This window comes from Sinomonas cellulolyticus, assembly GCF_014656475.1.
Lineage (GTDB): Bacteria > Actinomycetota > Actinomycetes > Actinomycetales > Micrococcaceae > Sinomonas > Sinomonas cellulolyticus.
Genome location: NZ_BNCM01000001.1, coordinates 297937 through 319069 on the forward strand (window position 1 = coordinate 297937; position 21133 = coordinate 319069).

The window sequence follows — 21133 nt, forward strand, 5'->3', positions numbered from 1 at the left end:
GGTCGTGCTGCGGGAGGCCAGCGCGCATGCCGAAGGGCGCGCTCTGGCTAGAAATGGGTGGAACAGTGGGGCGCACGCTCGACGGCGAGCATCCGCTCGAGCGTCAGTGCCGCCTCAGGCGAGTGCTCCCCGCTGCGGATGCGGCCCGCCTCCGCGAGCAGCACCGGGCTCACCCCGCCAATGTACACCGACGAGAGCTCCGCGATGTCCATCGTGAGATCGTCCGGCGAAGGGTCATCGTCGGGCACCCGCTCGACCTGGCACTCGCCGGATGCCACCGACACGCGGTAGCGCCCGGACGTGAGGCCGAGCGGGTCGTCGATTCTGGTCAGGAGCGCGCCGTCGTGCGCGAACCGGCGCCCCTGCAGGGCAGCCGCGACGTCGAGGATCCGCAGCCACAGCATGTCCTGGGCGCCGTCGGCCTTCAGCACCCGCGGGTCGACGAGCGCCCATGAGAGCGGGTCTTGGACGGGCGCCTCGTCCCACGCGACGCGCTCGACGAGGTCGAGCGAGCCGAGGAACTCCCACAGGCCGAGGTACGCGTCGGGGGTGGCGGCGACGAGGTCACACAGGTCCATGGTCGGCGGCTCGTGCGACCATCCGCGGAAGGAGTACGCGGCGTAGCCGTCGGGACGGCCATCCTCGCCCACGTGGACCGCGACACGCGCCGCACTGTCGGGGCCGCCCGTCTCCTCGGCCCACTCGCCCGCGGCGCGCAGCCGGTACCTCTCCTGCCGGTCGATCGATCCGGGGACCGCCCCGTGGGCCAGGGCGAAGATCTCGGGAGCGAGCCGGCGCATCACGGGAGGGTCAACCGAGAGGACGCGGCCCCGCGGCTTGACGGCCAGCGCGAAGCGCGGGCCCGTGTCGACGGTGATGCGCCGCTCGAGGGTTGCCACGCCGTAGCCGAATCGCCGGTAGATCGAGGCCTCGGACGCGGTGAGCGCGGCGACGGGCACGCCGTCCGCCTTCGCCCGCGCGAGGTCCTCGCCCATGAGTCGGCGCAGGAGGCCACGGCGGCGGTGGTCGGTCCGGACCGTGACGGCGGTGACGAGGTGCGCGGGGACCAGCCGGCCGTAGCCGACATTGAGCGTCTTGCGGAGCGTGGCGAAGGTTGCGACGGGCCGATCGGGGCCGAAGCCGGGGATGCTCGAGGCGTCCACCTCATAGGCGCCGGTGAGCTCACGGTCGTCGGCCACGTGGGTGTCGACGATCTGCCGCAGGAGGTCCTCGCCGACCGCCTTCTGGTAGAACCCGTAGTTGACCGCGCGGATCCACTCCGCCGTCCGGGAGGCGCCGGCCCCCTCGCCGGGCTCCGCGTGGAACCGCCGGATCTCGTAGCGTGCCTCCGGCCCCGGCATCAGTGTCCGGCCTCGTTCCAGGTCCGGCCCACTCCGATCTGGACCTCGAGGGGCACGCTCAGCTCCGCGGCCGAGCCCATCTGCGCCGCGACGATCTCGCGCACCTGGGCCTCCTCGCCGGGAGCCACTTCGACCACGAGCTCGTCGTGGATCTGGAGGAGGAGCCGCGAGCCGAGGCCCCGTCCAGCCAGCTCGCCCTCGACACCGATCATGGCCCGCTTGATGATGTCCGCGGCCGACCCCTGGATCGGGGAATTGAGGGCGATCCGTTCCGCGAGTTCCCGATGGGCCCGATTGGGGCTCGTGAGGTCCGGCAGGTAGCGGCGGCGCCCGAAGATGGTCTGGGTGTAGCCGTCCTGGCGCGCCTGCTCAACGACGCCCCGGAGGTAGTCCCGCACCGCACCGAACCGGTCGAAGTAGTCCTTCATGAGGGTCCTCGCCTCGTCCACCGAGATCTCGAGCTGCTTCGAGAGCCCGAACGACGAGAGCCCGTACGCGAGCCCATAGGACATGGCCTTGACCTTGGAACGCATCTCGCTCGTGACGTCCGCGGGCTCGACGTGGAAGATCCGCGAACCGACGAACCGGTGCAGGTCCTCCCCCTCGCGGTACGCCTCGATGAGGCCCTCGTCGCCGGAGAGGTGCGCCATGATGCGCATCTCGATCTGCGAGTAGTCCGCCGAGAGCAGCGACTCGTACCCCTCGCCTGCCACGAACACGTCGCGCACCCGCCGGCCCTCCTCGGACCGGATCGGGATGTTCTGCAGATTGGGGTTGTTCGAGGAGAGGCGGCCCGTCGCGGCGATCGTCTGGGCGTAGGTGGTGTGGATGCGGCCGTCTGCGGTCACGGCCTTCTTGAGCGTCTCGACCATCTGGCGCAGCTTGCTCGACTCGCGGTGCGCCATGAGCGAGGCGAGGAACGGGTGTCCGGTGCGGTCGAGGAGTTCCTTGAGGGAGGCCGCATCAGTCGTATAGCCGGTCTTGATCTTCTTCGTCTTGGGCAGCTCGAGCTCCTCGAAGAGGACCGTCTGCAGCTGCTTGGGCGAACCGAGGTTCACCGGGTGGCCGATCGCCTCGTACGCGGCCGCCGCCGCCTGCTCGCTCGCGGCGCCGAGCTCGTCGAGCAGCGCATCGATCTGCGGCTCATCGACGCTGATCCCGATCCATTCCATGTCCAGGAGCACCCGGGAGAGCGGCAGCTCCATGTCGGCCAGGAGCGCGCTGGCTCCCCGCTCCTCGAGCTGGGGCGCGAGCACCTCATGAAGCGCGTGCACGACGGCGGCCTCCCGGACGAGCGCCGCAGCGGCCGCCTCGGCTCCCGCGAGGTCCAGGGCGAGCTGGCCGCTCTGCTGCGTTCCCGACGCGAGCTCGATGCCGAGGTGGTGCTGGGCGAGGTCCCCGAGGGCATACGAGCGGCGGTCCGGTTCGGCGAGGTAGCCCGAGATGGAAACGTCGTCCACCACCCCGGCAATCTCCGTGCCGGCTGCGCGCAGGGCCTTGGCCAGCTCCTTGAGCTCCGCGGTTGACTTGTGGATCGCAGGATCGGCGAGCCATTGGGCGAGGGCGGCGGGGACCCTGCCCTCGAGCCGCACCACGAGGGCCCGGTCCGCGGTCGCAAGCGCGAGGGCCTCCGGGGCCGGCCGGGGGCTCGCCCCATCGGTGCGCACCGCCACGGCGATGGGCGCACCCGCCGCGCCCTCGGTGAGGTCCGCGAGTTCGGCGGCCAGGGCGCCGTCGTCCGTGACCACGGTGTGCTCCGGGACATGGAACTCATCAGCGGACTCCTCGGGGCCTTCCGTGCCGAAGATGTCGTAGACCCTCCCCCGGAGGGCCTTGAACTCGAGCTCGTCGAACAGCGCCTCGACCGCCGAGCGCTCCGGTCGCGGATCTGCGAGGTCGTCCAGCGCGAGCGGCAGCTCGAGATCGGTCAGGAGGCGGTTGAGCCGTCGATTCCGCTCCACCGCCTCGATGTTCTCGCGAAGGTTCTCACCCGCCTTGCCCTTGATCTCGCCGGCATGCGCGAGGACGCCTTCGAGCCCGTCGTACTGCGTGATCCACTTCGCCGCCGTCTTGGGCCCCACCCCCGGAACGCCCGGGAGGTTGTCCGCGGACTCCCCCACCAAGGCGGCCAGATCGGGGTACTGGGCCGGAGGCACGAAGTACTTCTCCTCGATCGCGGCCGCGTCCATCCGCGGGAGGTCGCTCACACCCTTGCGCGGGTACAGCACCGAGACCTGGTCGTTCACGAGCTGGAACGTGTCCCTGTCCCCCGAGACGAGGAGCACCTCGTAGCCGGCTGCGGCCCCCTGAGTGGCCAGCGTTGCCAGGATGTCGTCGGCCTCGTGGCCCGGGAGCTCGAGGGTACGGACTCCGAGCGCCGCCATGACGCGCTTGATGTACTCGATCTGGCCGGCGAACTCGGGAGGCGTGGCATTGCGGCCCCCCTTGTACTCGCTGTACTCCGCCTTGCGGTGGGTCGTCTCGTCGCTCACATCGAACGCCACGGCGACGTGGGTCGGCTCCTGGTCCCGGATGAGGTTGATGAGCATCGAGGTGAAGCCGTGGATGGCGTTCGTGTGCTGCCCGGCAGCGTTGACGAAGCTGTCGGCGGGGAGTGCGAAGAACGCGCGGAACGCCATCGAATGGCCGTCCAGGACCAGCAGCCGCCCCTGACGTCCCGCGCCTGCCCCGGCTGCCGCCGTCGCGGTGGCCAAGGGGGACGGAGCGGCGAGGGTTTTGCTGGATTCAGTCACGGGTGTCAGCCTAGTGGCCATGCAGGACAATTTCACCGCGCCCTCCGGCCGCTCCGCGGACGGCGACGGGGACGCCGGCTTCGCCGCCGAACTCGAGGCCGTCGGGATCCCGGAGGGCCTCCGGCCGCTGCTCGCCGCGCGCGGCGTGGGAGCCCTCGTGGTCAAGATGGGCATCGTCTTCGAAGAGCTCACGCCGCAGCGCGCCGTCGCCACGATGCCCGTGGCCGGCAACACCCAGGTGGCCGGGATCCTCCATGGGGGCGCGCATGCGGTCCTCGCGGAGACCCTCGGCTCCTTCGCGGCGTGGTGCCACGCGGGTCCGGGGCGCCATGCCGTCGGCGTCGACCTCAACGCCACCCATCACCGCGCCGCGGCGCACGGCCTCGTCCGGGGAACCTGCACCGCCCTCCACCTCGGGTCGACGCTCACGGCGCACGAGATCGTCATCACGGACGAGGAGGGCCGGCGCCTCTCGACGGCGCGGATCACGAACCTGCTGAGGGACAACCCCTCGGGCCCGCGCCGGTAGGCCTATTCCGACCGCACGTAGCGCAGCTCGACGGTGCCCTCCCGCTCGGCGAGGCCGTCGAGGCTGAAGTCCGCGGGCACGCGCAGGGGATTCCCGCCGAACAGGGGCACCCCGCCGCCGAGTGCCACAGGCACCAGGGTGAGGATGATGCGGTCAATGAGCCCTGCCGCGAGGAACTCGCCCGCCAGCGCTCCGCCGCCGACGATGTAGACGTCCTTCTCGCCCGCATCGCGCCGCAGCTCATCGGCGAAGGTCACGACGTCGCCCCGCACGAGCACGACGTCCGCGCCGTCCGCAGCGCCCAGCTCGTGGTGGGTGAAGACCCAGCACGGCACCTTATAGGGCCAGGCGCCGGGCTGGTGGAGGCGGATCCACTCGTAGGTCTCGCCGCCCATCGCCACGCAGCCGACCCCGTCCTCGAAGGACCTGTAGGAGTCGCCGAGGCCCTCGACGCCGTTGAACTTCTCGAGCCAGTCCAGCCCGCCGTCGTCCTGCGCGATGTAGCCGTCGAGGCTGCTCCCCACGAAGTACACGAACTCAGACATGGGCCTCAGCCTAGCCACGGGCGATGGCAGGAACCAGCGGCGCCGCTCGGGGGCTGCGGAAAGAGGAGGAGCCCCGGCACGTGCCGGGGCTCCTCCTCGTTCAGTGCCCGAGGTGGGACTCGAACCCACACACCTTTCGATACCGCATTTTGAGTGCGGCGCGTCTGCCGATTCCGCCACTCGGGCACAAACCACTGCCATGGTTTCCGCGACTACTGTACCCGGTAGGATCGAGGCAGGAACATTCGCTGACCCCAAGGAGCCCGCGTGTCAGACAAGACCCCCCACGCCATGGAAGCCGGTGAGAACACGGCCACCGCACCCGCGCGGCGCGTTGTGGTCGCGGAGGACGAGACCCTCATCAGGCTCGACATCATCGAGATCCTGCGAGGCGAGGGCTATGACGTGGTCGGCGAGGCAGACAACGGGCAGCGCGCCGTCGAACTCGCCGAGGAGCTCAGGCCGGACCTCGTGCTCATGGACGTGAAGATGCCGGTCATGGACGGCATCACCGCAGCGGAGAAGATCGTGAGGGCGCGCATCGCCCCCGTGGTGCTCCTCACCGCCTTCAGCCAGAAGGAACTCGTCGAGCGTGCCCGGGACGCCGGCGCCATGGCGTATGTGGTGAAGCCGTTCACGCCGAACGACCTCGTGCCGGCGCTCGAGATCGCCCTGTCCCGGCACGAGGAGATCAAGGCCCTCGAGTCCGAGGTGACGGACCTCAAGGAGCAGTTCGCCACGCGGAAGCTCGTCGAGCGTGCCAAGAGCCTCCTCATCACCAAGATGGGGCTGACCGAGCCGGAGGCCTTCCGCTGGATCCAGAAGACCTCCATGGACCGCCGCCTCAGCATGCGCGAGGTCGCCGAGACGATTATCAACCAGGTCAGCTGAGACTCAGCGTCCGCGCTGACTCCGGGTCGGCATGACGAGGGCGGCACTCCCCGGTGGGGGGTGCCGCCCTCGTTGTTATTGGCTTCCTGCAGCCCTCGGGCTCCCTACAGCTTGGTGCGGCGGGGCTCGGTCGGCAGCGGCCAGGGGCCGACCTGCTCACGGGCCGGTGCGGCCGCGCCGTCGAGCAGCTGGCCCGCGTCCGCGAGGTCGCCCACCTTGTGCACGCGCAGGGCGTTCGTGGAGCCGGCCACTCCGGGCGGGGAGCCGGCAGCGACCACGACCAGGTCGTTGGGTGTCGCGAGGCCAGCGCGGAGCAGGTACTCGTCCACCTGGGCGATCATCTGGTCGGTATGCGCGGCGAAGTCCACCATCCTCGGCTGGATGCCCCAGCACAGGCTCAGGATGTTCAGCGTCGACATCAGGGGGGTGAACGCGAAGACGGGCTTCTGCGGGCGCAGGCGGCTCAGGCGGCGCGCCGAGTCCCCGGACTGCGTGAACGTGCAGATGTACTTCGCGTCCAGCTGATCGGCGATCGCGACGGCAGCCCGGGTGATGGCGCCGCCGCGGGTCTTGGGCTGTGAGCCGAGCGGCGGGACGCGCTCGAGGCCGTGCTCCTCGGTGGACTCGATGATCTTCGCCATCGTCTTGACCGTCTCGATCGGGTAGGCGCCCACGCTCGTCTCACCGGACAGCATGACCGCGTCGGCGCCGTCGAGGACCGCGTTGGCGCAGTCGGACGCCTCCGCGCGGGTCGGCCGCGGGTTCTCGATCATCGACTCCAGGACCTGGGTCGCCACGATCACGGGCTTGGCCCAGCGCCGCGCGAGCTCGACGGCGCGCTTCTGCACGAGCGGGACCTGCTCGAGCGGAAGCTCGACGCCCAAGTCGCCGCGGGCCACCATGATGGCGTCGAAGGCGTCGATGATCTCGTGGAGCTGGTCGACGGCCTGCGGCTTCTCGATCTTGGCGATCACCGGGACCCTGCGGCCCTCCTCGTCCATGATCTCGTGGACGCGCTCGACGTCGCTCGCATCCCGTACGAACGAGAGCGCGACGAAGTCGACTCCCCGCTTGAGGGCCCATCGGAGGTCAACCTCGTCCTTCTCGCTCAGGGCGGGGACGTTGACCGCCACGCCGGGGAGGTTGATGCCCTTGTTGTTGGACACGGTCCCGCCGACCGTCACCTCGGTGGTGACCTTGACGTCGTCGACGGCGGTCGCCCTCAGCGCCACCTTGCCGTCGTCGATGAGGAGGGTGTCGCCCACCCGCACGTCCTCGGTGAGGCTCTTGAGGGTTGTGGAGCAGATGTCCTTGGTGCCGGGCACGTCCTCGGTCGTGATGGTGAAGACGTCGCCCACCGCGAGCTCGTGCGGCCCGTCGACGAAACGGCCCAGACGGATCTTCGGGCCCTGGAGGTCAGCCATGATGCCCACGGCCTTGCCCAGCTCGGCGGCCGCCTTGCGGACGTTCTCGTACGTCACGTCGTGCACGGAATGGTCGCCATGGCTCATGTTCATGCGGGCGACGTCGACGCCCGCCTCGATGACCGCCATGGTGTTCTCGTAGCTGGAGATGGCCGGGCCGAACGTGGCCACGATCTTCGCGCGTCTCATGTACCTACCCTAGGTGTGAAGTGGTGGACAGCGGGTTCTTCAGGGATGAACTCAGAGGGGTGGCCATGCACCGCGGGGCGGGCAGGTGGCCCGCCCCGCGGTCTGGATCAGAGGACCGTGATGGCGCGGTCCGTCGGCGCTACGGGGGCGGGGAGGATCGTCGATCCCATGAGGTGGCGGTCGACCGCAGCGGCTGCGGCGCGGCCTTCCGCGATGGCCCACACGATGAGCGACTGGCCGCGTCCGGCGTCGCCCGCAACGAACACGCCGGGGACGTCGGTCATGTAGTCGGCGTCGCGGGCCACGTTGCCGCGCTCGTCGAAGCCGGCCTTGACCTGCTCGGTGATGCCCGCAGGCTCCGCGCCGGTGAAGCCGAGTGCCAGGAAGACGAGGTCTGCCGGGATGATGCGCTCCGTACCGGCCTTCGGCAGTCGCTTGCCGTCCACGTACTCGGTCTCGGCCACCTTGATGCCCGTGAGGCGCCCGTTCTCGCCGACGAACTCCACCGTCGAGGCGAGGTACGTGCGCTCGCCGCCCTCCTCGTGGGCGGTGGCGACCTCGAAGAGGTTCGGGTACATCGGCCACGGCTGGTGGGCAGGCCGCTCCGTGGGCGGCTGCTTGCCGATGGCCAGAGTGGTCACCGAGGCGGCCTGCTGGCGGTGAGCGGTACCGATGCAGTCCGCGCCCGTGTCGCCGCCGCCGAGGATGACGACGTGCTTGCCGCGTGCGTCGATCTGGTCGACCACCGTGTCACCCGCCGTGGCGTGGTTCGACTGCACGAGGTAGTCCATGGCGTAGTGGACGCCGTCGAGGTGGCGGCCCGGGATCGGGAGATCGCGGGGCACCGTGGCGCCGGTGGCGATGACGACCGCGTCGTAGCGGCGACGCAGCTGATCCCAGCTGACGTCCTCGCCTACCCTGACGCCGGTGCGGAAACGCGTGCCCTCGGCCTGCATCTGGGCAAGACGCCGGTCGATGACGTCCTTCTCCATCTTGAAGTCGGGGATCCCGTAGCGCAGGAGGCCGCCGATGCGGTCATCGCGCTCGTAGACGGCGACTGTGTGGCCGATCCGGGTCAGCTGCTGGGCAGCGGCGAGGCCGGCGGGCCCGGATCCGACGACAGCCACGGTCTTGCCCGTGAGGCGCGCCGGCGGGAGCGGCTCGATCCAGCCCTCGTCGAACGCCTCCTCGGCAATCGAGACCTCGATCTGCTTGATCGTCACGGCCGGCTGGTTGATGCCGAGGACGCACGCCGTCTCACAGGGCGCCGGGCAGAGGCGGCCCGTGAACTCCGGGAAGTTGTTGGTCGCGTGCAGGCGCTCGGAGGCGTCCTGCCCCATGCCGCGCCGGGTCAGGTCATTCCACTCGGGAATGAGGTTGCCGAGCGGGCAGCCGTGGTGGCAGAACGGGACGCCGCAGTCCATGCAGCGGGAGGCCTGCCGCCTCAGGACGGTGCCCTCCTGACGCGCCTCGTACACTTCCTTCCAGTCCATGATGCGGACGGGAACCGGTCGGCGCGTCTGCGTCTCCCTCTGCCGGGTCTTCAGGAATCCGCGTGGGTCAGCCACCGGTCACCTCCAGGATGCGAGACCAAACTTCTTCACCGTCGGGATCGAGGCCCTCCTCGAGGGCGCCCAGACGGGTCTGCAGCACTGCTGCATAATCACGCGGGAGGACCTTGGTGATCCTGGCCGCGGTGTCGTCGAAGTTGTCGAGGAGCCGCTGGGCGAGCGCCGACTCGGTCTCCTCGATGTGCTTCACGAGCAGGTTGCGCACGATTCCGCGGTCCTCGTCGTCGAGCTCGCTGAGCGTGAGCTCGCCCGAGTCGAGGGCCTGCTTGTTCACGCGCTCCGGCTTGAGGTCGAGCACGAAGGCCGTGCCGCCCGACATGCCGGCGCCGAAGTTGCGCCCGGTCCGGCCCAGGATGAGGGCCTGGCCGCCGGTCATGTATTCGCAGCCGTGGTCGCCGATGCCTTCGACGACGGCGGTCGCGCCGGAGTTGCGGACCAGGAACCGCTCGCCCACCTGGCCGCGCAGGAAGAGCTCGCCGCCCGTGGCGCCGTAGCCGATGACGTTGCCCGCGATCACGTTGTGCTCGGCGGGGAACACGTTGGTGCGGTCGGGCCGGACGATGATCCGGCCGCCCGAGAGGCCCTTGCCGACGTAGTCGTTGGAGTCCCCGAAGAGGCGCAGCGTGATGCCGGCCGGCAGGAACGCGCCGAGCGACTGGCCAGCCGTTCCGGTCAGGGTCACGTCGATGGTGTCGGTGCCGAGCGTCTCGATGCCGAACGTCTTGGTGACGTGGTAGCCGAGCATCGTCCCGACGGAGCGGTCCGTGTTGACCACCGGCAGGCTGATCTTCACGGGCGTGCGGTCGGTGAGCGCCTCGGACGCGAGCTCGATGAGCTGGACGTCGAAGTGCTTCTCGAGCTCGTGGTTCTGGCCGGTCGTGTTCCGCAGGGGGGCGTCCTCGTCGAAGTCGAGGCCCGCGAGGATCGGCGAGAGGTCGAGGCCCTCGGCCTTCCAGTGCTCGATCGCGTCGCGCGTCTCGAGCACCTCGGAGTGGCCGATCGCCTCTTCGATCGAGCGGAAGCCGAGTGCCGCGAGGTGCTCGCGGATCTCCTCGGCGATGAACTCGAAGAAGTTCACCACGAACTCGGGCTTGCCGCTGAAGCGGGCCCGCAGCTCCGGGTTCTGCGTCGCAACGCCGACCGGGCAGGTGTCGAGGTGGCAGACCCGCATCATGATGCAGCCCGACACGACGAGGGCGGTGGTGGCGAAGCCGTACTCCTCGGCGCCGAGGAGCGCCGCGATGACCACGTCGCGCCCGGTCTTGAGCTGGCCGTCCACCTGGACGACGACCCGCTCGCGCAGCCCGTTGAGCATGAGCGTCTGCTGGGTCTCGGCGAGGCCGAGCTCCCACGGGACACCCGCATGCTTGAGCGAGTTCAGCGGCGAGGCGCCCGTCCCGCCGTCGTGCCCGGAGACGAGCACGACGTCGGCCTTGGCCTTGGTCACGCCCGCGGCCACCGTCCCGATGCCCACCTCGGAGACGAGCTTGACGTGCACGCGGGCCGTCGGGTTGGCGCGCTTGCAGTCGTAGATGAGCTGCGCGAGGTCCTCGATCGAGTAGATGTCATGGTGGGGCGGGGGCGAGATGAGCGCGACACCGGGGGTCGAGTGGCGCGTCCGCGCAACCCACGGGTACACCTTCTGGGCCATGAGCTGGCCGCCTTCGCCGGGCTTGGCCCCCTGCGCCATCTTGATCTGGATGTCGGTGGCGTTGGTCAGGTACAGGCTCGTCACGCCGAACCGCCCGGAGGCGACCTGCTTGATCGCTGACCGGCGCTCGGGGTCCAGGAGCCGGTCGACGTCCTCGCCGCCCTCACCGGTGTTCGACTTGCCGCCGAGCCGGTTCATGGCGATGGCCAGCGTCTCGTGCGCCTCCTTCGAGATCGAGCCGTAGCTCATCGCGCCAGTCGAGAACCGCTTCACGATCTCCGAGACCGGCTCGACCTCCTCGATCGGCACAGCCGGCCGCAGCCCCTCCTTGAACTTCAGGAGGCCCCGCAGGGTCATGAGGTTCTCGGACTGGTCGTCGATGCCCTTGGTGTAGGCCTTGAACACGTCATAGCGGCGCTCGCGCGTCGAGTGCTGCAGGCGGAACACCGTCTCGGGGTTGAACAGGTGCGGCTCCCCGTCGCGGCGCCACTGGTATTCGCCGCCGTTGAGCAGGGGGCGGTGGGGCTGCTCGATGCCCGACGACGGGTACGCCATCTCGTGGCGCGCCGCGACCTCCGCCGCGATCACATCGAGGCCGACGCCGCCGAGCTGGCTGTTCGTCCCGGCGAAGAACTCGTCCACGAGGTCCTGGGACAGTCCGAGCGCCTCGAAGGTCTGGGCGCCGCAGTACGAGGCCACGGTGGAGATGCCCATCTTGGACATGATCTTCAGGACGCCCTTGCCGAGGCCCTTGATGAGGTTGTAGACGCCTTCTTCAGGCACGACGCCGGGCAGCTCGCCGGAGCGGATGAGCTCTTCGACGCTCTCCATCGCGAGGTAGGGGTTGACGGCCGAGGCGCCGTAGCCGAGAAGGACGGCGACGTGGTGGACTTCGCGCACATCGCCGGCCTCGACGACGAGGGCGGTCTTGGTGCGGTTCGCGCTGCGCAGCAGGTGATGGTGGACCGCCGAGAGCAGCAGGAGAGACGGGATCGGCGCCCACTGGGCGTTCGAGTCGCGATCGGACAGCACGACGTACTGCACGCCGCGGTTGATGGCCCCGGAGACCTGCTCGCAGATCTCCGTCAGACGCGCGCGCAGCGCCGCTTCCCCGCCCTCAGGCCGGTAGAGGCCGCGGATCTTGACGGCGATCCTCTCTCCGGCGTGCTCTCCCGACTCTGCCTCCATGTTGGCGATCTTCGCGAGCTGGTCGTTGTTGATCACCGGGAAGGGCAGGATCACCTGCTTCTCCGCGACGCGACGTGTGCTCAGCAGATTGCCATTGGGGCCGATCGCACCGTTGAGGCTCGTCACGAGCTCCTCGCGGATCGCGTCGAGGGGCGGGTTCGTGACCTGCGCGAAGGACTGCACGAAGTAGTCGAAGAGGAGCCGCGGACGCTTGGACAGGACGGCGACCGGCGTGTCCGTGCCCATCGCACCGATAGGCTCGGCGCCCGTGCGGGCCATCGGGCCCACCAGGATGCGGAGCTCTTCCTGCGTGTAGCCGAACGTCCGCTGGCGCACGTTCACCGACTGCGGCGTGTGCACGACGTGCTCGCGCTCGGGGAGGTCGTCCAGGCGGATCACGTTCTCCGCGACCCACTCGGCCCACGGGTTCGAGCCCGCGATCTCTGCCTTAACCTCCTGGTCGTCGATGATCCGTCCGGCCTCGGTGTCGACCACGAACATCTTGCCCGGCGACACGCGGCCCTTCTTCACCACGTTGGCGGGCTCGACGTCGACGACGCCGACCTCGGAGGCGAAGACCACGAGCCCGTCCTCGGTCACCCAGTACCGGCAGGGACGCAGGCCGTTGCGGTCCAGGGTGGCACCCACGAGGGTCCCGTCGGTGAAGGAGATGGCGGCAGGGCCGTCCCACGGCTCCATGAGGAGCGAGTGGTACTCGTAGAAGGCCCGGCGGGCGGGATCCATCGTGACGTGGTTCTCCCACGCCTCGGGGATCATCATCATGATCGAGTGCGTGATCGGCCGGCCGGAGAGCCACAGGAGCTCGGCAACCTCGTCGAAGGACGCGGAGTCGGAGGCGCCCGGCGTGCAGATCGGGAAGAGCTCCTCCGGTGCATTGCCGAGCAGTGGGCTGTTCAGCTGCGACTGGCGGGCGCGCATCCAGTTCCGGTTGCCCTTGACCGTGTTGATCTCGCCGTTGTGCGCGATGGTGCGGAACGGCTGCGCCAGAGGCCAGGACGGGAACGTGTTGGTCGAGAACCGGGAGTGGACGATCGCGAGCTTGGTCGCGAACCGGTCATCCGAGAGGTCGGGGTAGAAGGGCTCAAGCTGCGCCGTCGTCAGCATGCCCTTGTACACGATCGTGCGGGAGGACAGCGACGGGAAGTAGACCCCGTGCTTGTTCTGGGCGCGCTTGCGGATGCGCCAGACCCGGCCGTCGAGGTCGTTGGGGGTGAGCTCCTCGCCCGTGGCGGACGCGAAGAACGGCTGTTCGAAGCGCGGCATGCACGCACGCGCCATCGCACCCACGAGTTCGGCGACGACGGGAACGGTGCGCCAGCCGAGGACTGTCAGGCCCTCGGCGTCGGCAAGGGACTCGATGCCGGCCCGTGCGGACGCGGCCTCGTGCGACTCGGTCGGGAGGAAGGCGATGCCGACGGCATACTGGCCGGCTGCCGGCAGCTCGAAGTCGACGGCTGCGCGGAAGAAGGCATCCGGGATCTGGGTGAGGAGCCCGGCGCCGTCGCCCGTGCCCTCGTCGGCGCCCACCGCGCCCCGGTGCTCAAGCGCACGCAGCGCGTGCAGTGCCGTGTCGACGATGTCATGGCCGGCCTCGCCGCGCAGCGTCGCGACGATCGCGAGGCCGCACGCGTCCTTCTCGGCGTCGGCACTGTAGAGCCCCTGTGAGGGGGGAAGGGCGGAGAAGCGCTCGAAGGGCGAGGGCACCCTTTCGGACTCCTGCTCGGCAGAGCCGTGGGTCGGATGAGTCATGACGTAACGTCCTTCCTCCTGGTCGATTCGCGACAGGGGACAACGTTGGCCCCGCGATGCCGGGCCCGTTCGAGGGCACAGCACTGCGCTGTGTACTGGAAAGTGTATGGCCGCTGAGATGGCGGACTGAACGGTCCGCCGCTGATCGGCCATACGATGACGCCCTCCCCGCGCTGTGCGGGAGGGTCTTCACGTCCACCTCATCGTGGGAATCGAGCCGCTCGGGCGGTGGCCCGGTACGGAACTGCCGCGGCTCCCCCTGCCCGCCGGCCGGTCGGCAGGACTCCGACTCGGTCGCGGCCTTGATGCGGGCCGCCGAGTGTGAGCGCCGTCTCGACTTGCCGCAAGATTACCACGACACCGCATGGCGAGACGCTTCTGTCCGCCATGCGGACGGAATGTTTCGGCCCGTGCGGACCGCCCACTCCCGCGCTCAGGCGCTGGCCGGCGTCGTGCGCTTCAGTCCTGTGGCGAGCTCTGCAGCGAGGGCACCGACTGCCTCGGGGCCGCCGTCGCGCAGGGCCGTCACCAGGGCGGTGCCGACGATGACGCCGTCCGCATAGGCGGCGATCTCACGCACCTGGTCGGAGTTGGAGACGCCGAGGCCTACGCACACGCGGGGCGCACCGGCCGCGCGGGCGCCCTCGACGACGGTGCGAGCGGCGGAGTCCACGGCCGCACGGGCCCCCGTCACGCCCATGAGCGAGACGGCGTAGGTGAAGCCGCGGGTCGCCTCGACCGTCTTCGCCATCCGCTCCGGGCTCGTCGACGGCGCAACCAGGAAGACCCGGTCGAGGCCGTACTTGTCGGAGGCGGCGAACCACTCTGCCGCCTCGTCCGGAATGAGGTCCGGAGTGATGAGGCCCGAGCCACCGGCCTCCGCGAGCCGGCGCGCGAACTCATCCACGCCCAGGCGCATGACGGGATTCCAGTACGTCATCACCAGCACGGCCGTTCCGAGGTCAGCCGTGGCGTCGGTGACCGCCTTGACCGCATCGAACACGCTCGTCACATGGAAGCCCTTGGCCAGCGCCTCAGTGGTTGCCGCCTGGATCACGTTGCCGTCCATCACCGGATCGGAATACGGAACACCGATCTCGATGACGTCTGCACCGTTGCGCGCGAGGGCGACGGCTGCGTCGATGCTCTCCTGCACGCTCGGGTAGCCGGCCGGAAGGTATCCGACGAGAGCGGCGCGCCCCTCGGCCTTCGCCTTGTCGATGACGTCAGCGACGCGGCTCACGCGATACCCTCCTCGGTCTCGTCCTGCTCATTCCCCTCGCCGACGGCGTCCTCCCCCACGTGGGAGATGGTCCCCTTGGGGCGCCGCGTCGAGAGGGTGGTGCCCTTGACCTGGCCGTTCTCGTCCAGCATTCCGAACCACTCGGCAGCCGTCTGCACGTCCTTGTCTCCCCTCCCGGAGAGGTTGACGATCACGATCCGCTCGTGCGGATCACCGCCCTCCTCGGCGAGCCGCTGGCCGACCTTGATGGCGCCCGCGAGGGCGTGGGAGGACTCGATGGCGGGGATGATCCCCTCGGTGCGGCACAGGAGTCGGAAGGCGTCCATGGCCTCGGCGTCAGTGATCGGCTCGTACGCCACACGCCCGATGTCGTGGAGGTAGGAGTGCTCGGGTCCCACCCCCGGGTAGTCGAGGCCGGCCGAGATCGACTCAGACTCGACCGTCTGGCCGTCCTCGTCCTGCATCAGGTACGTCCTCGCCCCGTGCAGCACACCGGGGCGCCCCAGCGTGATCGTCGCCGCGTGGTGCCCAGTCTCGACGCCGCGGCCGCCGGCTTCGAAGCCATAGAGGCGCACCGCGGAGTCGTCGAGGAAGCCGTGGAAGATGCCGATCGCGTTCGATCCCCCGCCGACGCACGCGCAGACGGCGTCCGGGAGGCGGCCCGTCTGCGCGAGGATCTGCTCGCGCGCCTCCTCGCCGATGACCTCGTGGAAGAAGCGCACCATGGCCGGGAACGGGTGTGCGCCGGCTGCGGTGCCGAGCAGGTAGTGGGTCGTGGAGACGTTGGCGACCCAGTCGCGCAGGGCGTCGTTGATCGCGTCCTTGAGCGTCTGGGAACCGTTTGTCACGGGCACGACCTCCGCGCCGAGCAACTGCATGCGGGCCACGTTCAGGGCCTGCCGCCGGCAGTCCTCAGCCCCCATGTAGACCACGCACTCCATGCCCATGAGCGCAGCCGCGGTGGCGCTGGCCACCCCGTGCTGCCCCGCGCCGGTCTCGGCGATGAGCCGGGTCTTGCCCATGCGCTTGGCCAGAAGGGCCTGGCCGAGGACGTTGTTGATCTTGTGCGAGCCCGTGTGGTTCAGGTCCTCGCGCTTGAGGAAGACCCGGACACCGCCAGCGTGCTCCGAGAAGCGCTTGGCCTCGGTCAGCAGGGACGGGCGCCCCGAGTAGCTGCGGTTCAGCTCGGCGATCTCGGCAAGGAACTCCGGATCGGCCTTCGCCTTCTCAAAGGTGTCCTCGAGCTCGTCGAGGGCAGCAATGAGGGACTCGGGCATCCATCGGCCGCCGTAGGAGCCGAAGTACGGCCCCGGAGCGTGGCGAAGGCTCCCCTTCAGGAAGGCATCGGCCACCTCCCCGTGGCCGCCGCCCTGAGTCGTCTCGTCCCGGGTGTCCGGGCTGCCTGCCTGCGTGGTCTCGCCCACCAGTCCCACCTTCCTTGCCCCGCGCGCCGCTCGAGCAGCGCTGGGTCTCCTAGTGCGCCGCGAGGCGTCCGGCGATGGCCGCCGCTCCCGCGCGCTTGAAATCCTCGACCCTCGTGACCGGGTCCCCGTGCGTCACCAGCGCTTCCCCGACGAGGACAGCGCCGGCGCCCAGGCCCGCGTAGTACGCGATGTCCTCGGGCCCGCGGACGCCCGACTCCGCAACGGCCACGGCCTCGGCCGGGAGCCGGTCTGCGAGGCGCGCGAACACCGAACGGTCGACGTCGAGCGTCTTGAGGTTGCGCACGTTGACGCCCACGATGCGGGCACCGAGCACTGCGGCGCGGTCGATCTCCTCCTCGGTGTGCGTCTCGACGAGGGCGTTCATGCCGAGCTCGTGGGTGAGCTCGAGGAGCCCCCGCAGCCGGGCATCATCGAGCGCCGCGACGATGAGCAGCACGAGGTCGGCGCCGTGTGCCCGGGCCTCGTGCACCTGGTACTCGTCGACAGTGAAGTCCTTGCGCAGGACCGGGATGCCGACGGCGTCGCGCACCGCATCGAGGTCCGCGAGGCTGCCGTTGAACCGCCGCCGCTCCGTGAGGACGCTGATCACCGAGGCGCCCCCGCGCTCGTACTGTGCTGCCAGCGCGGCCGGGTCCGAGATCTCGGCCAGTGCCCCCTTCGAGGGGCTCTTCCGCTTGACCTCGGCGATGATGCGCAGGTCCCGGACCGGAGCGCCGCCGCCGAGGGCGGCCCAGGCGTCCAGCGCGGCGGGCCGGGCCGCCGCGGCGGCCTCGACCTCGGCAGCCGGCACGAGGCGCACCCGATCGGCGAGGTCCTCGCGGACGCCGACGATGATGTCGTCGAGGACCGTCGCCATCAGTGCTGGTTCTTGAGCTTGCTGCCGCCCACGCCGTAGCCCGCCCTGCGCATGGCCCAGCCCACGATGAGGCCGATCGCGATCACGACGATGCCGGCCCAGAAGATCGGCGCGTTGGCGATCGCGAAGGCGATGCAGGACACGATGGCGCCGATCATCATGATGAAGACGCACGTCCAGGCGGCCGGGCTGTTCCCGTGCCCGAGGTCGTCAGCCAGCAGGACCTCGTTGGTGCCCTGGGAACTGCGCGTGTTGCTCATCTTTCTTCTCCTGACGTTGCGGTTCTAGTGACATTCTGCCATCTCCCGCAGAATGTGAAGCCCATCCGGGCAGCGGGTCAGCCGGTCGGATCCTCGCCGCGCGAAAGCCGGTCCCAGCCGTCGATTCCGTCCACCGAGGCCCCGTCGTCAGAGGCCTCCTCAGGCGCCGTCCCCGCTGCGCCACGCCGGGTCCCGGGTGCGGCCGCCGCGCGGGCTCCCCGACCGGCGTCGTACCTGGTCCGCAGCGGCCAGAAGCGGGCGGCGACGAGGAGCAGCACGCCCGCGAGGGCGAGCAGGACTCCGGCGGCCGCTGCAAGGGCGGGATACGCGGTGAGCGTGACCGCCGCGTCGCTGCCCGCGAGGCCGGTCGCCTTGGCGATGGAGCCTTCAGCGGCAGCGCGGGGATCGGCGAGGACGGCGGCGCAGGCGGCGGCGACGCCGGCCCCCGCGAGCACGACGACGACGCCGGCCACCGTCCGCCCGACCCGTCCGGCGACGGCCGCGGCGAGGGTTCCGGCCAGTCCCACGAGCGCGAGGGCCGAGACCGCTGTCGCGGCCTTGCTGCCCTGAACCGTCAGGTGGGCCGTGCGGACGGCGGAACCCTGCACGTCCGCGTCGACCCACGTCTGGGTCGTTGAGGCGAAGGCCAGGAGGGCGAACAGCAGGCCGATGAGGACCACGATCGGCTTCCGGGCCCACACGGGCACCGGGCGGGACGTCCTTGCCTCAGACATGTGCTGCACCGGCCTCGGCGCCCGCGGCCGTCGCCGCGGGCCTCAGCGCGGACGCCGTATAGACCGCCCGGAGTGGGGCGGCGGCCTTGTTCACGGACTCCTGCGCCTCGGCCTGGGGGTCCGAGTCGGCGACGATCCCGCCGCCGGACTGGACGTAGGCCCTCCCCTCGCGCAGGAGTGCCGTGCGGATGGCGATGGCCATGTCCATGTCCCCGGCGAAGTCCAGGTAGCCGACCACCCCGCCGTACACACCCCGGCGGACCGGCTCGACCTCGTCGAGCAGTCGCAGCGCGCGCGGCTTCGGGGCCCCCGAGAGCGTGCCGGCCGGGAAGGTCGCGGCGAGCACGTCGTAGGCGCTCGCCTCGGGCCGCAGCTTGCCGTCCACCGTGGAGACGAGGTGCATGATGTGGCTGAACCGCTCGACCTCCATGAATTCGCTCACCTCCACCGTGCCGGGGCGGCAGACCTTGGAGAGGTCGTTGCGGGCCAGGTCGACGAGCATGAGGTGCTCGGCACGCTCCTTCTCATCTGCGAGCAGTTCCTCGGCGAGAGCCTTGTCCGCCTCGACGGTGGCGCCGCGGGGCCGGGAGCCGGCGATCGGATGGGTCACCACCTGCTCGCCGGTCACCGTGACGAGCGCCTCAGGCGACGATCCGACGATCGAGTACGGGCGGCCGGACGCGTCCTCGAGCGTGAGGAGGTACATGTACGGGCTCGGATTCATCTTCCGCAGCACGCGGTAGACGTCCAGCGGCTCAGCGTCGTAGTCGAGCTCGAAGCGGCGGGAGATGACCACCTGGAACACGTCGCCGTCGTAGATCGCGCGCCGGCCCCGCGCGATGGCGTCGAGGTAGCCCTGCTCGCTCCACTGGTGGACCACCTTGTCCTGGTAGTCGCCCACCGGCGACAGGACGCTCACGGCCGACTCGGCGGGCCGCAGCAGTGCCGTCAGCATGCGCTGGAGCCGGGACACGGCGTCGTGCCACGCCTCGTCGACGCGTTCGTCGCTGTTGTCGAAGTTGATCGCGTTGGCCACGAGCGTCACGGTGCCGTCCACGTTGTCGTGCACCACGAGGTCCGTGACGAGGTTCATGGCCAGCTCGGGCAGCTCGAGGTCGTCCTCGGGCGGGTCGAGGAGCTTCTCCCAGCGGCGCACAGCCTCCCAGCCGACGAACCCGACCATGCCCGATGTGAACGGAGGCAGGCCGTCGAAGCGCTCGGTCCGCAGGGCGGCAACGGTGTCGCGCAGCGCCTCCAGCGGATTGCCGGAGGTCGGGACCCCCACGGGCGGCTCACCGATCCAGTGCGCCTGGCCGTCGCGGCTCGTGAGGGTTGCCCTCGACGCGGCGCCGATGAAGGAGAACCGCGACCATGACCCTCCCACCGCGGCGGACTCGAAGAGGAACGTGCCGGGCTTGCCGTCCGCGACCTTGCGGTAGATGCTGATCGGCGTCTCGGCGTCGGCAAGCACCTGCAAGTGCACGGGGACCACCCGCCGGTGGGCCGCAACGGCGCGGAACTCCTCGAGCGAGGGGCTGATGACTCCAAGGTCGTTCATGGGGTGCGGTATCGCTTTCGGGCTGTGCACCCAGAGGGGGTGCGCTGGCGTGGGTGGTTCTGTCCGCTCAGGCGGCGGGGCCGACGACGGCGTCGAGGCGCCGACCGTCGAAGCACGTCCGCGTGCCGGTGTGGCACGCCGCCCCGACCTGGTCGACGCGCACGAGGAGGGCGTCGCCGTCGCAGTCGAGGTCCACGGACTTGACCCACTGGACATGCCCCGAGGTGTCGCCCTTGCGCCAGTACTCACGGCGCGAACGGGACCAGAACGTCACGCGACCGGTGGTGAGGGTGCGGTGGAGGGCTTCGTCGTCCATCCAGCCCACCATGAGCACCTCGTGGGTATCGTGCTGCTGGACGACCGCGGCGACCAGACCGGCGTCGTCCCTCTTCAGGCGTGCGGCCAGGTCGGCGGGCAGGGGGCTGTTCGGCTCAGACATCCCTCCAAGTCTAGTCCGCCTCCCGGCAGTGCCCGGGCGCGTCGGGCGCGCGCGTGCTAGGTTCGCCAGTGATGCACTTCGTAGACCCATCGCGTGAAGTCTTGGCCGAGACGCTGCTCGCGGCCGGCCCCGACGCGCCCACCCTCTGCGAGGGGTGGAGGACCCGTCATCTCGCCGCCCATCTGTACCTTCGCGAGCACAGCCCGCGGGTGGGTCTGGGCCTGCTCATGACATCGCGAGCGAAGACCTCTGACGAGGCGACGGACCGCCTCGCCGCGGAGCACGCGTCAGAGGGCCCCTATCGGGAACTGGTCGAGTCGTTCCGCGCCGGACCGCCGCGCCTCTCCCCCCTCCGGCTTGGTCCGATCGACGAGGCAGCCAACCTCGCCGAGTTCTTCGTGCACACCGAAGACGTGCGCCGCGCGGGCGACCGCTGGGCGCCCCGGGCCCTCGACACTGCCTACGCCGACGCGCTCTGGCACGAGGTCGTCAAGCGCGCGGCGTACCTGTACCGGGGGGTCGATCTGGGCATCGTCCTCGTGAACACAGCCGGTCCACGGCATGTGGCCAAGCGCGCACCTGTCTCCGTGGCCATTGTGGGCGACCCCGGCGAGCTCCTCCTGCACGCCTTCGGGCGATGCGCCCAGGCGCTCGTCACCTTCGAGGGCCAGCCCGACGCCATCGCGCTCCTGGACAGCGCAGAGATCGGGCACTGAGCTCCGTGAC

General features: G+C 70.1%; 16 protein-coding genes and 1 tRNA gene. 3 read left to right on the forward strand and 14 right to left on the reverse strand.

The features are described 5' to 3' along the window. Positions 1 to 47 precede the first annotated feature (47 nt). Positions 48 to 1361 (reverse strand): GNAT family N-acetyltransferase, encoded by a 1314-nt coding sequence (locus IE231_RS01335; protein WP_189692124.1) that lies wholly within the window; start codon positions 1359 to 1361, stop codon positions 48 to 50. Continuing rightward, positions 1361 to 4000, reverse strand: a complete 2640-nt coding sequence (gene polA / locus IE231_RS01340) for a DNA polymerase I (RefSeq protein WP_229866440.1) — start codon at positions 3998 to 4000, stop codon at positions 1361 to 1363. Before polA ends, IE231_RS01335 begins: the two co-directional genes overlap by 1 nt. Positions 4001 to 4133: 133 nt before the next feature. Here polA and IE231_RS01345 point away from each other — a divergent pair, with 133 nt between their 5' ends. Beyond that, entirely contained in the window at positions 4134 to 4643 is a 510-nt protein-coding gene (locus IE231_RS01345; protein ID WP_189692126.1) for a hotdog fold thioesterase, read from the forward strand. A 2-nt stretch (positions 4644 to 4645) separates the two neighbouring features. Here the strand turns inward: IE231_RS01345 and IE231_RS01350 are convergent, their stop codons facing one another. Together IE231_RS01350 and IE231_RS01355 are read right to left on the reverse strand one after the other, a co-directional pair. Beyond that, positions 4646 to 5188: a dihydrofolate reductase family protein gene (locus IE231_RS01350; protein WP_189692127.1), complete on the reverse strand. Its 543-nt coding sequence runs from the start codon at positions 5186 to 5188 to the stop codon at positions 4646 to 4648. A 104-nt stretch (positions 5189 to 5292) separates the two neighbouring features. Further along, positions 5293 to 5374: transfer RNA gene (locus IE231_RS01355), tRNA-Leu, on the reverse strand. A 105-nt stretch (positions 5375 to 5479) separates the two neighbouring features. Here IE231_RS01355 and IE231_RS01360 point away from each other — a divergent pair. Continuing rightward, complete coding sequence (locus IE231_RS01360; protein ID WP_189692302.1) at positions 5480 to 6079, forward strand: ANTAR domain-containing response regulator; 600 nt, start codon at positions 5480 to 5482, stop codon at positions 6077 to 6079. A 104-nt stretch (positions 6080 to 6183) separates the two neighbouring features. Here IE231_RS01360 and pyk read toward each other — a convergent pair whose 3' ends face one another. From pyk to hisI, 10 genes are all read right to left on the reverse strand, one after another. Beyond that, positions 6184 to 7692 (reverse strand): pyruvate kinase, encoded by a 1509-nt coding sequence (pyk, locus tag IE231_RS01365; protein WP_189692128.1) that lies wholly within the window; start codon positions 7690 to 7692, stop codon positions 6184 to 6186. A 107-nt stretch (positions 7693 to 7799) separates the two neighbouring features. Then, positions 7800 to 9260 carry a glutamate synthase subunit beta gene (locus IE231_RS01370; RefSeq protein ID WP_189692129.1) on the reverse strand — a complete coding sequence of 487 codons (1461 nt, stop codon included), beginning with the start codon at positions 9258 to 9260 and terminating at the stop codon, positions 7800 to 7802. After that, complete coding sequence (gltB, locus tag IE231_RS01375) at positions 9253 to 13872, reverse strand: glutamate synthase large subunit (protein WP_189692130.1); 4620 nt, start codon at positions 13870 to 13872, stop codon at positions 9253 to 9255. Before gltB ends, IE231_RS01370 begins: the two co-directional genes overlap by 8 nt. Positions 13873 to 14305: 433 nt before the next feature. Then, the gene (gene trpA / locus IE231_RS01380) at positions 14306 to 15115 is read right to left on the reverse strand and encodes a tryptophan synthase subunit alpha (protein ID WP_189692131.1); all 810 of its coding nucleotides are present in this window, start codon (positions 15113 to 15115) and stop codon (positions 14306 to 14308) included. Continuing rightward, positions 15112 to 16467 (reverse strand): tryptophan synthase subunit beta, encoded by a 1356-nt coding sequence (gene trpB / locus IE231_RS01385; RefSeq protein WP_189692303.1) that lies wholly within the window; start codon positions 16465 to 16467, stop codon positions 15112 to 15114. Before trpB ends, trpA begins: the two co-directional genes overlap by 4 nt. Before the next feature lie 121 nt (positions 16468 to 16588). Next, a complete protein-coding gene (trpC, locus tag IE231_RS01390; protein ID WP_189692132.1) occupies positions 16589 to 17416 on the reverse strand; it encodes an indole-3-glycerol phosphate synthase TrpC in 828 nt (275 codons plus the stop codon). Continuing rightward, complete coding sequence (locus tag IE231_RS01395; RefSeq protein ID WP_189692133.1) at positions 17416 to 17676, reverse strand: HGxxPAAW family protein; 261 nt, start codon at positions 17674 to 17676, stop codon at positions 17416 to 17418. The genes trpC and IE231_RS01395 overlap by 1 nt, the downstream gene beginning before the upstream one ends. Before the next feature lie 77 nt (positions 17677 to 17753). Next, the gene (locus tag IE231_RS01400) at positions 17754 to 18410 is read right to left on the reverse strand and encodes a Trp biosynthesis-associated membrane protein (protein ID WP_189692134.1); all 657 of its coding nucleotides are present in this window, start codon (positions 18408 to 18410) and stop codon (positions 17754 to 17756) included. After that, positions 18403 to 19968, reverse strand: a complete 1566-nt coding sequence (locus IE231_RS01405; RefSeq protein ID WP_189692135.1) for an anthranilate synthase component I — start codon at positions 19966 to 19968, stop codon at positions 18403 to 18405. Before IE231_RS01405 ends, IE231_RS01400 begins: the two co-directional genes overlap by 8 nt. A 67-nt stretch (positions 19969 to 20035) precedes the next feature. Further along, positions 20036 to 20407 carry a phosphoribosyl-AMP cyclohydrolase gene (gene hisI / locus IE231_RS01410; protein ID WP_189692136.1) on the reverse strand — a complete coding sequence of 124 codons (372 nt, stop codon included), beginning with the start codon at positions 20405 to 20407 and terminating at the stop codon, positions 20036 to 20038. A gap of 71 nt (positions 20408 to 20478) precedes the next feature. Between hisI and IE231_RS01415 the strand changes: the two genes are divergently transcribed. After that, positions 20479 to 21123: a TIGR03085 family metal-binding protein gene (locus tag IE231_RS01415; RefSeq protein ID WP_189692137.1), complete on the forward strand. Its 645-nt coding sequence runs from the start codon at positions 20479 to 20481 to the stop codon at positions 21121 to 21123. Positions 21124 to 21133 lie beyond the last annotated feature (10 nt).

Bases quoted from the DNA above. Each gene is read 5' to 3' on its own strand.
- IE231_RS01335 (WP_189692124.1), bottom strand. From the start codon at position 1,361: ATGCCGGGGCCGGAGGCACGCTACGAGATCCGGCGGTTCCACGCGGAG.
- polA (WP_229866440.1), bottom strand. From the start codon at position 4,000: ATGGCGTTCCGCGCGTTCTTCGCACTCCCCGCCGACAGCTTCGTCAAC.
- IE231_RS01345 (WP_189692126.1), top strand. From the start codon at position 4,134: ATGCAGGACAATTTCACCGCGCCCTCCGGCCGCTCCGCGGACGGCGAC.
- IE231_RS01350 (WP_189692127.1), bottom strand. From the start codon at position 5,188: ATGTCTGAGTTCGTGTACTTCGTGGGGAGCAGCCTCGACGGCTACATC.
- IE231_RS01360 (WP_189692302.1), top strand. From the start codon at position 5,480: ATGGAAGCCGGTGAGAACACGGCCACCGCACCCGCGCGGCGCGTTGTG.
- pyk (WP_189692128.1), bottom strand. From the start codon at position 7,692: ATGAGACGCGCGAAGATCGTGGCCACGTTCGGCCCGGCCATCTCCAGC.
- gltB (WP_189692130.1), bottom strand. From the start codon at position 13,872: ATGACTCATCCGACCCACGGCTCTGCCGAGCAGGAGTCCGAAAGGGTG.
- trpC (WP_189692132.1), bottom strand. From the start codon at position 17,416: ATGGCGACGGTCCTCGACGACATCATCGTCGGCGTCCGCGAGGACCTC.
- IE231_RS01395 (WP_189692133.1), bottom strand. From the start codon at position 17,676: ATGAGCAACACGCGCAGTTCCCAGGGCACCAACGAGGTCCTGCTGGCT.
- IE231_RS01400 (WP_189692134.1), bottom strand. From the start codon at position 18,410: ATGTCTGAGGCAAGGACGTCCCGCCCGGTGCCCGTGTGGGCCCGGAAG.
- IE231_RS01405 (WP_189692135.1), bottom strand. From the start codon at position 19,968: ATGAACGACCTTGGAGTCATCAGCCCCTCGCTCGAGGAGTTCCGCGCC.
- hisI (WP_189692136.1), bottom strand. From the start codon at position 20,407: ATGTCTGAGCCGAACAGCCCCCTGCCCGCCGACCTGGCCGCACGCCTG.
- IE231_RS01415 (WP_189692137.1), top strand. From the start codon at position 20,479: ATGCACTTCGTAGACCCATCGCGTGAAGTCTTGGCCGAGACGCTGCTC.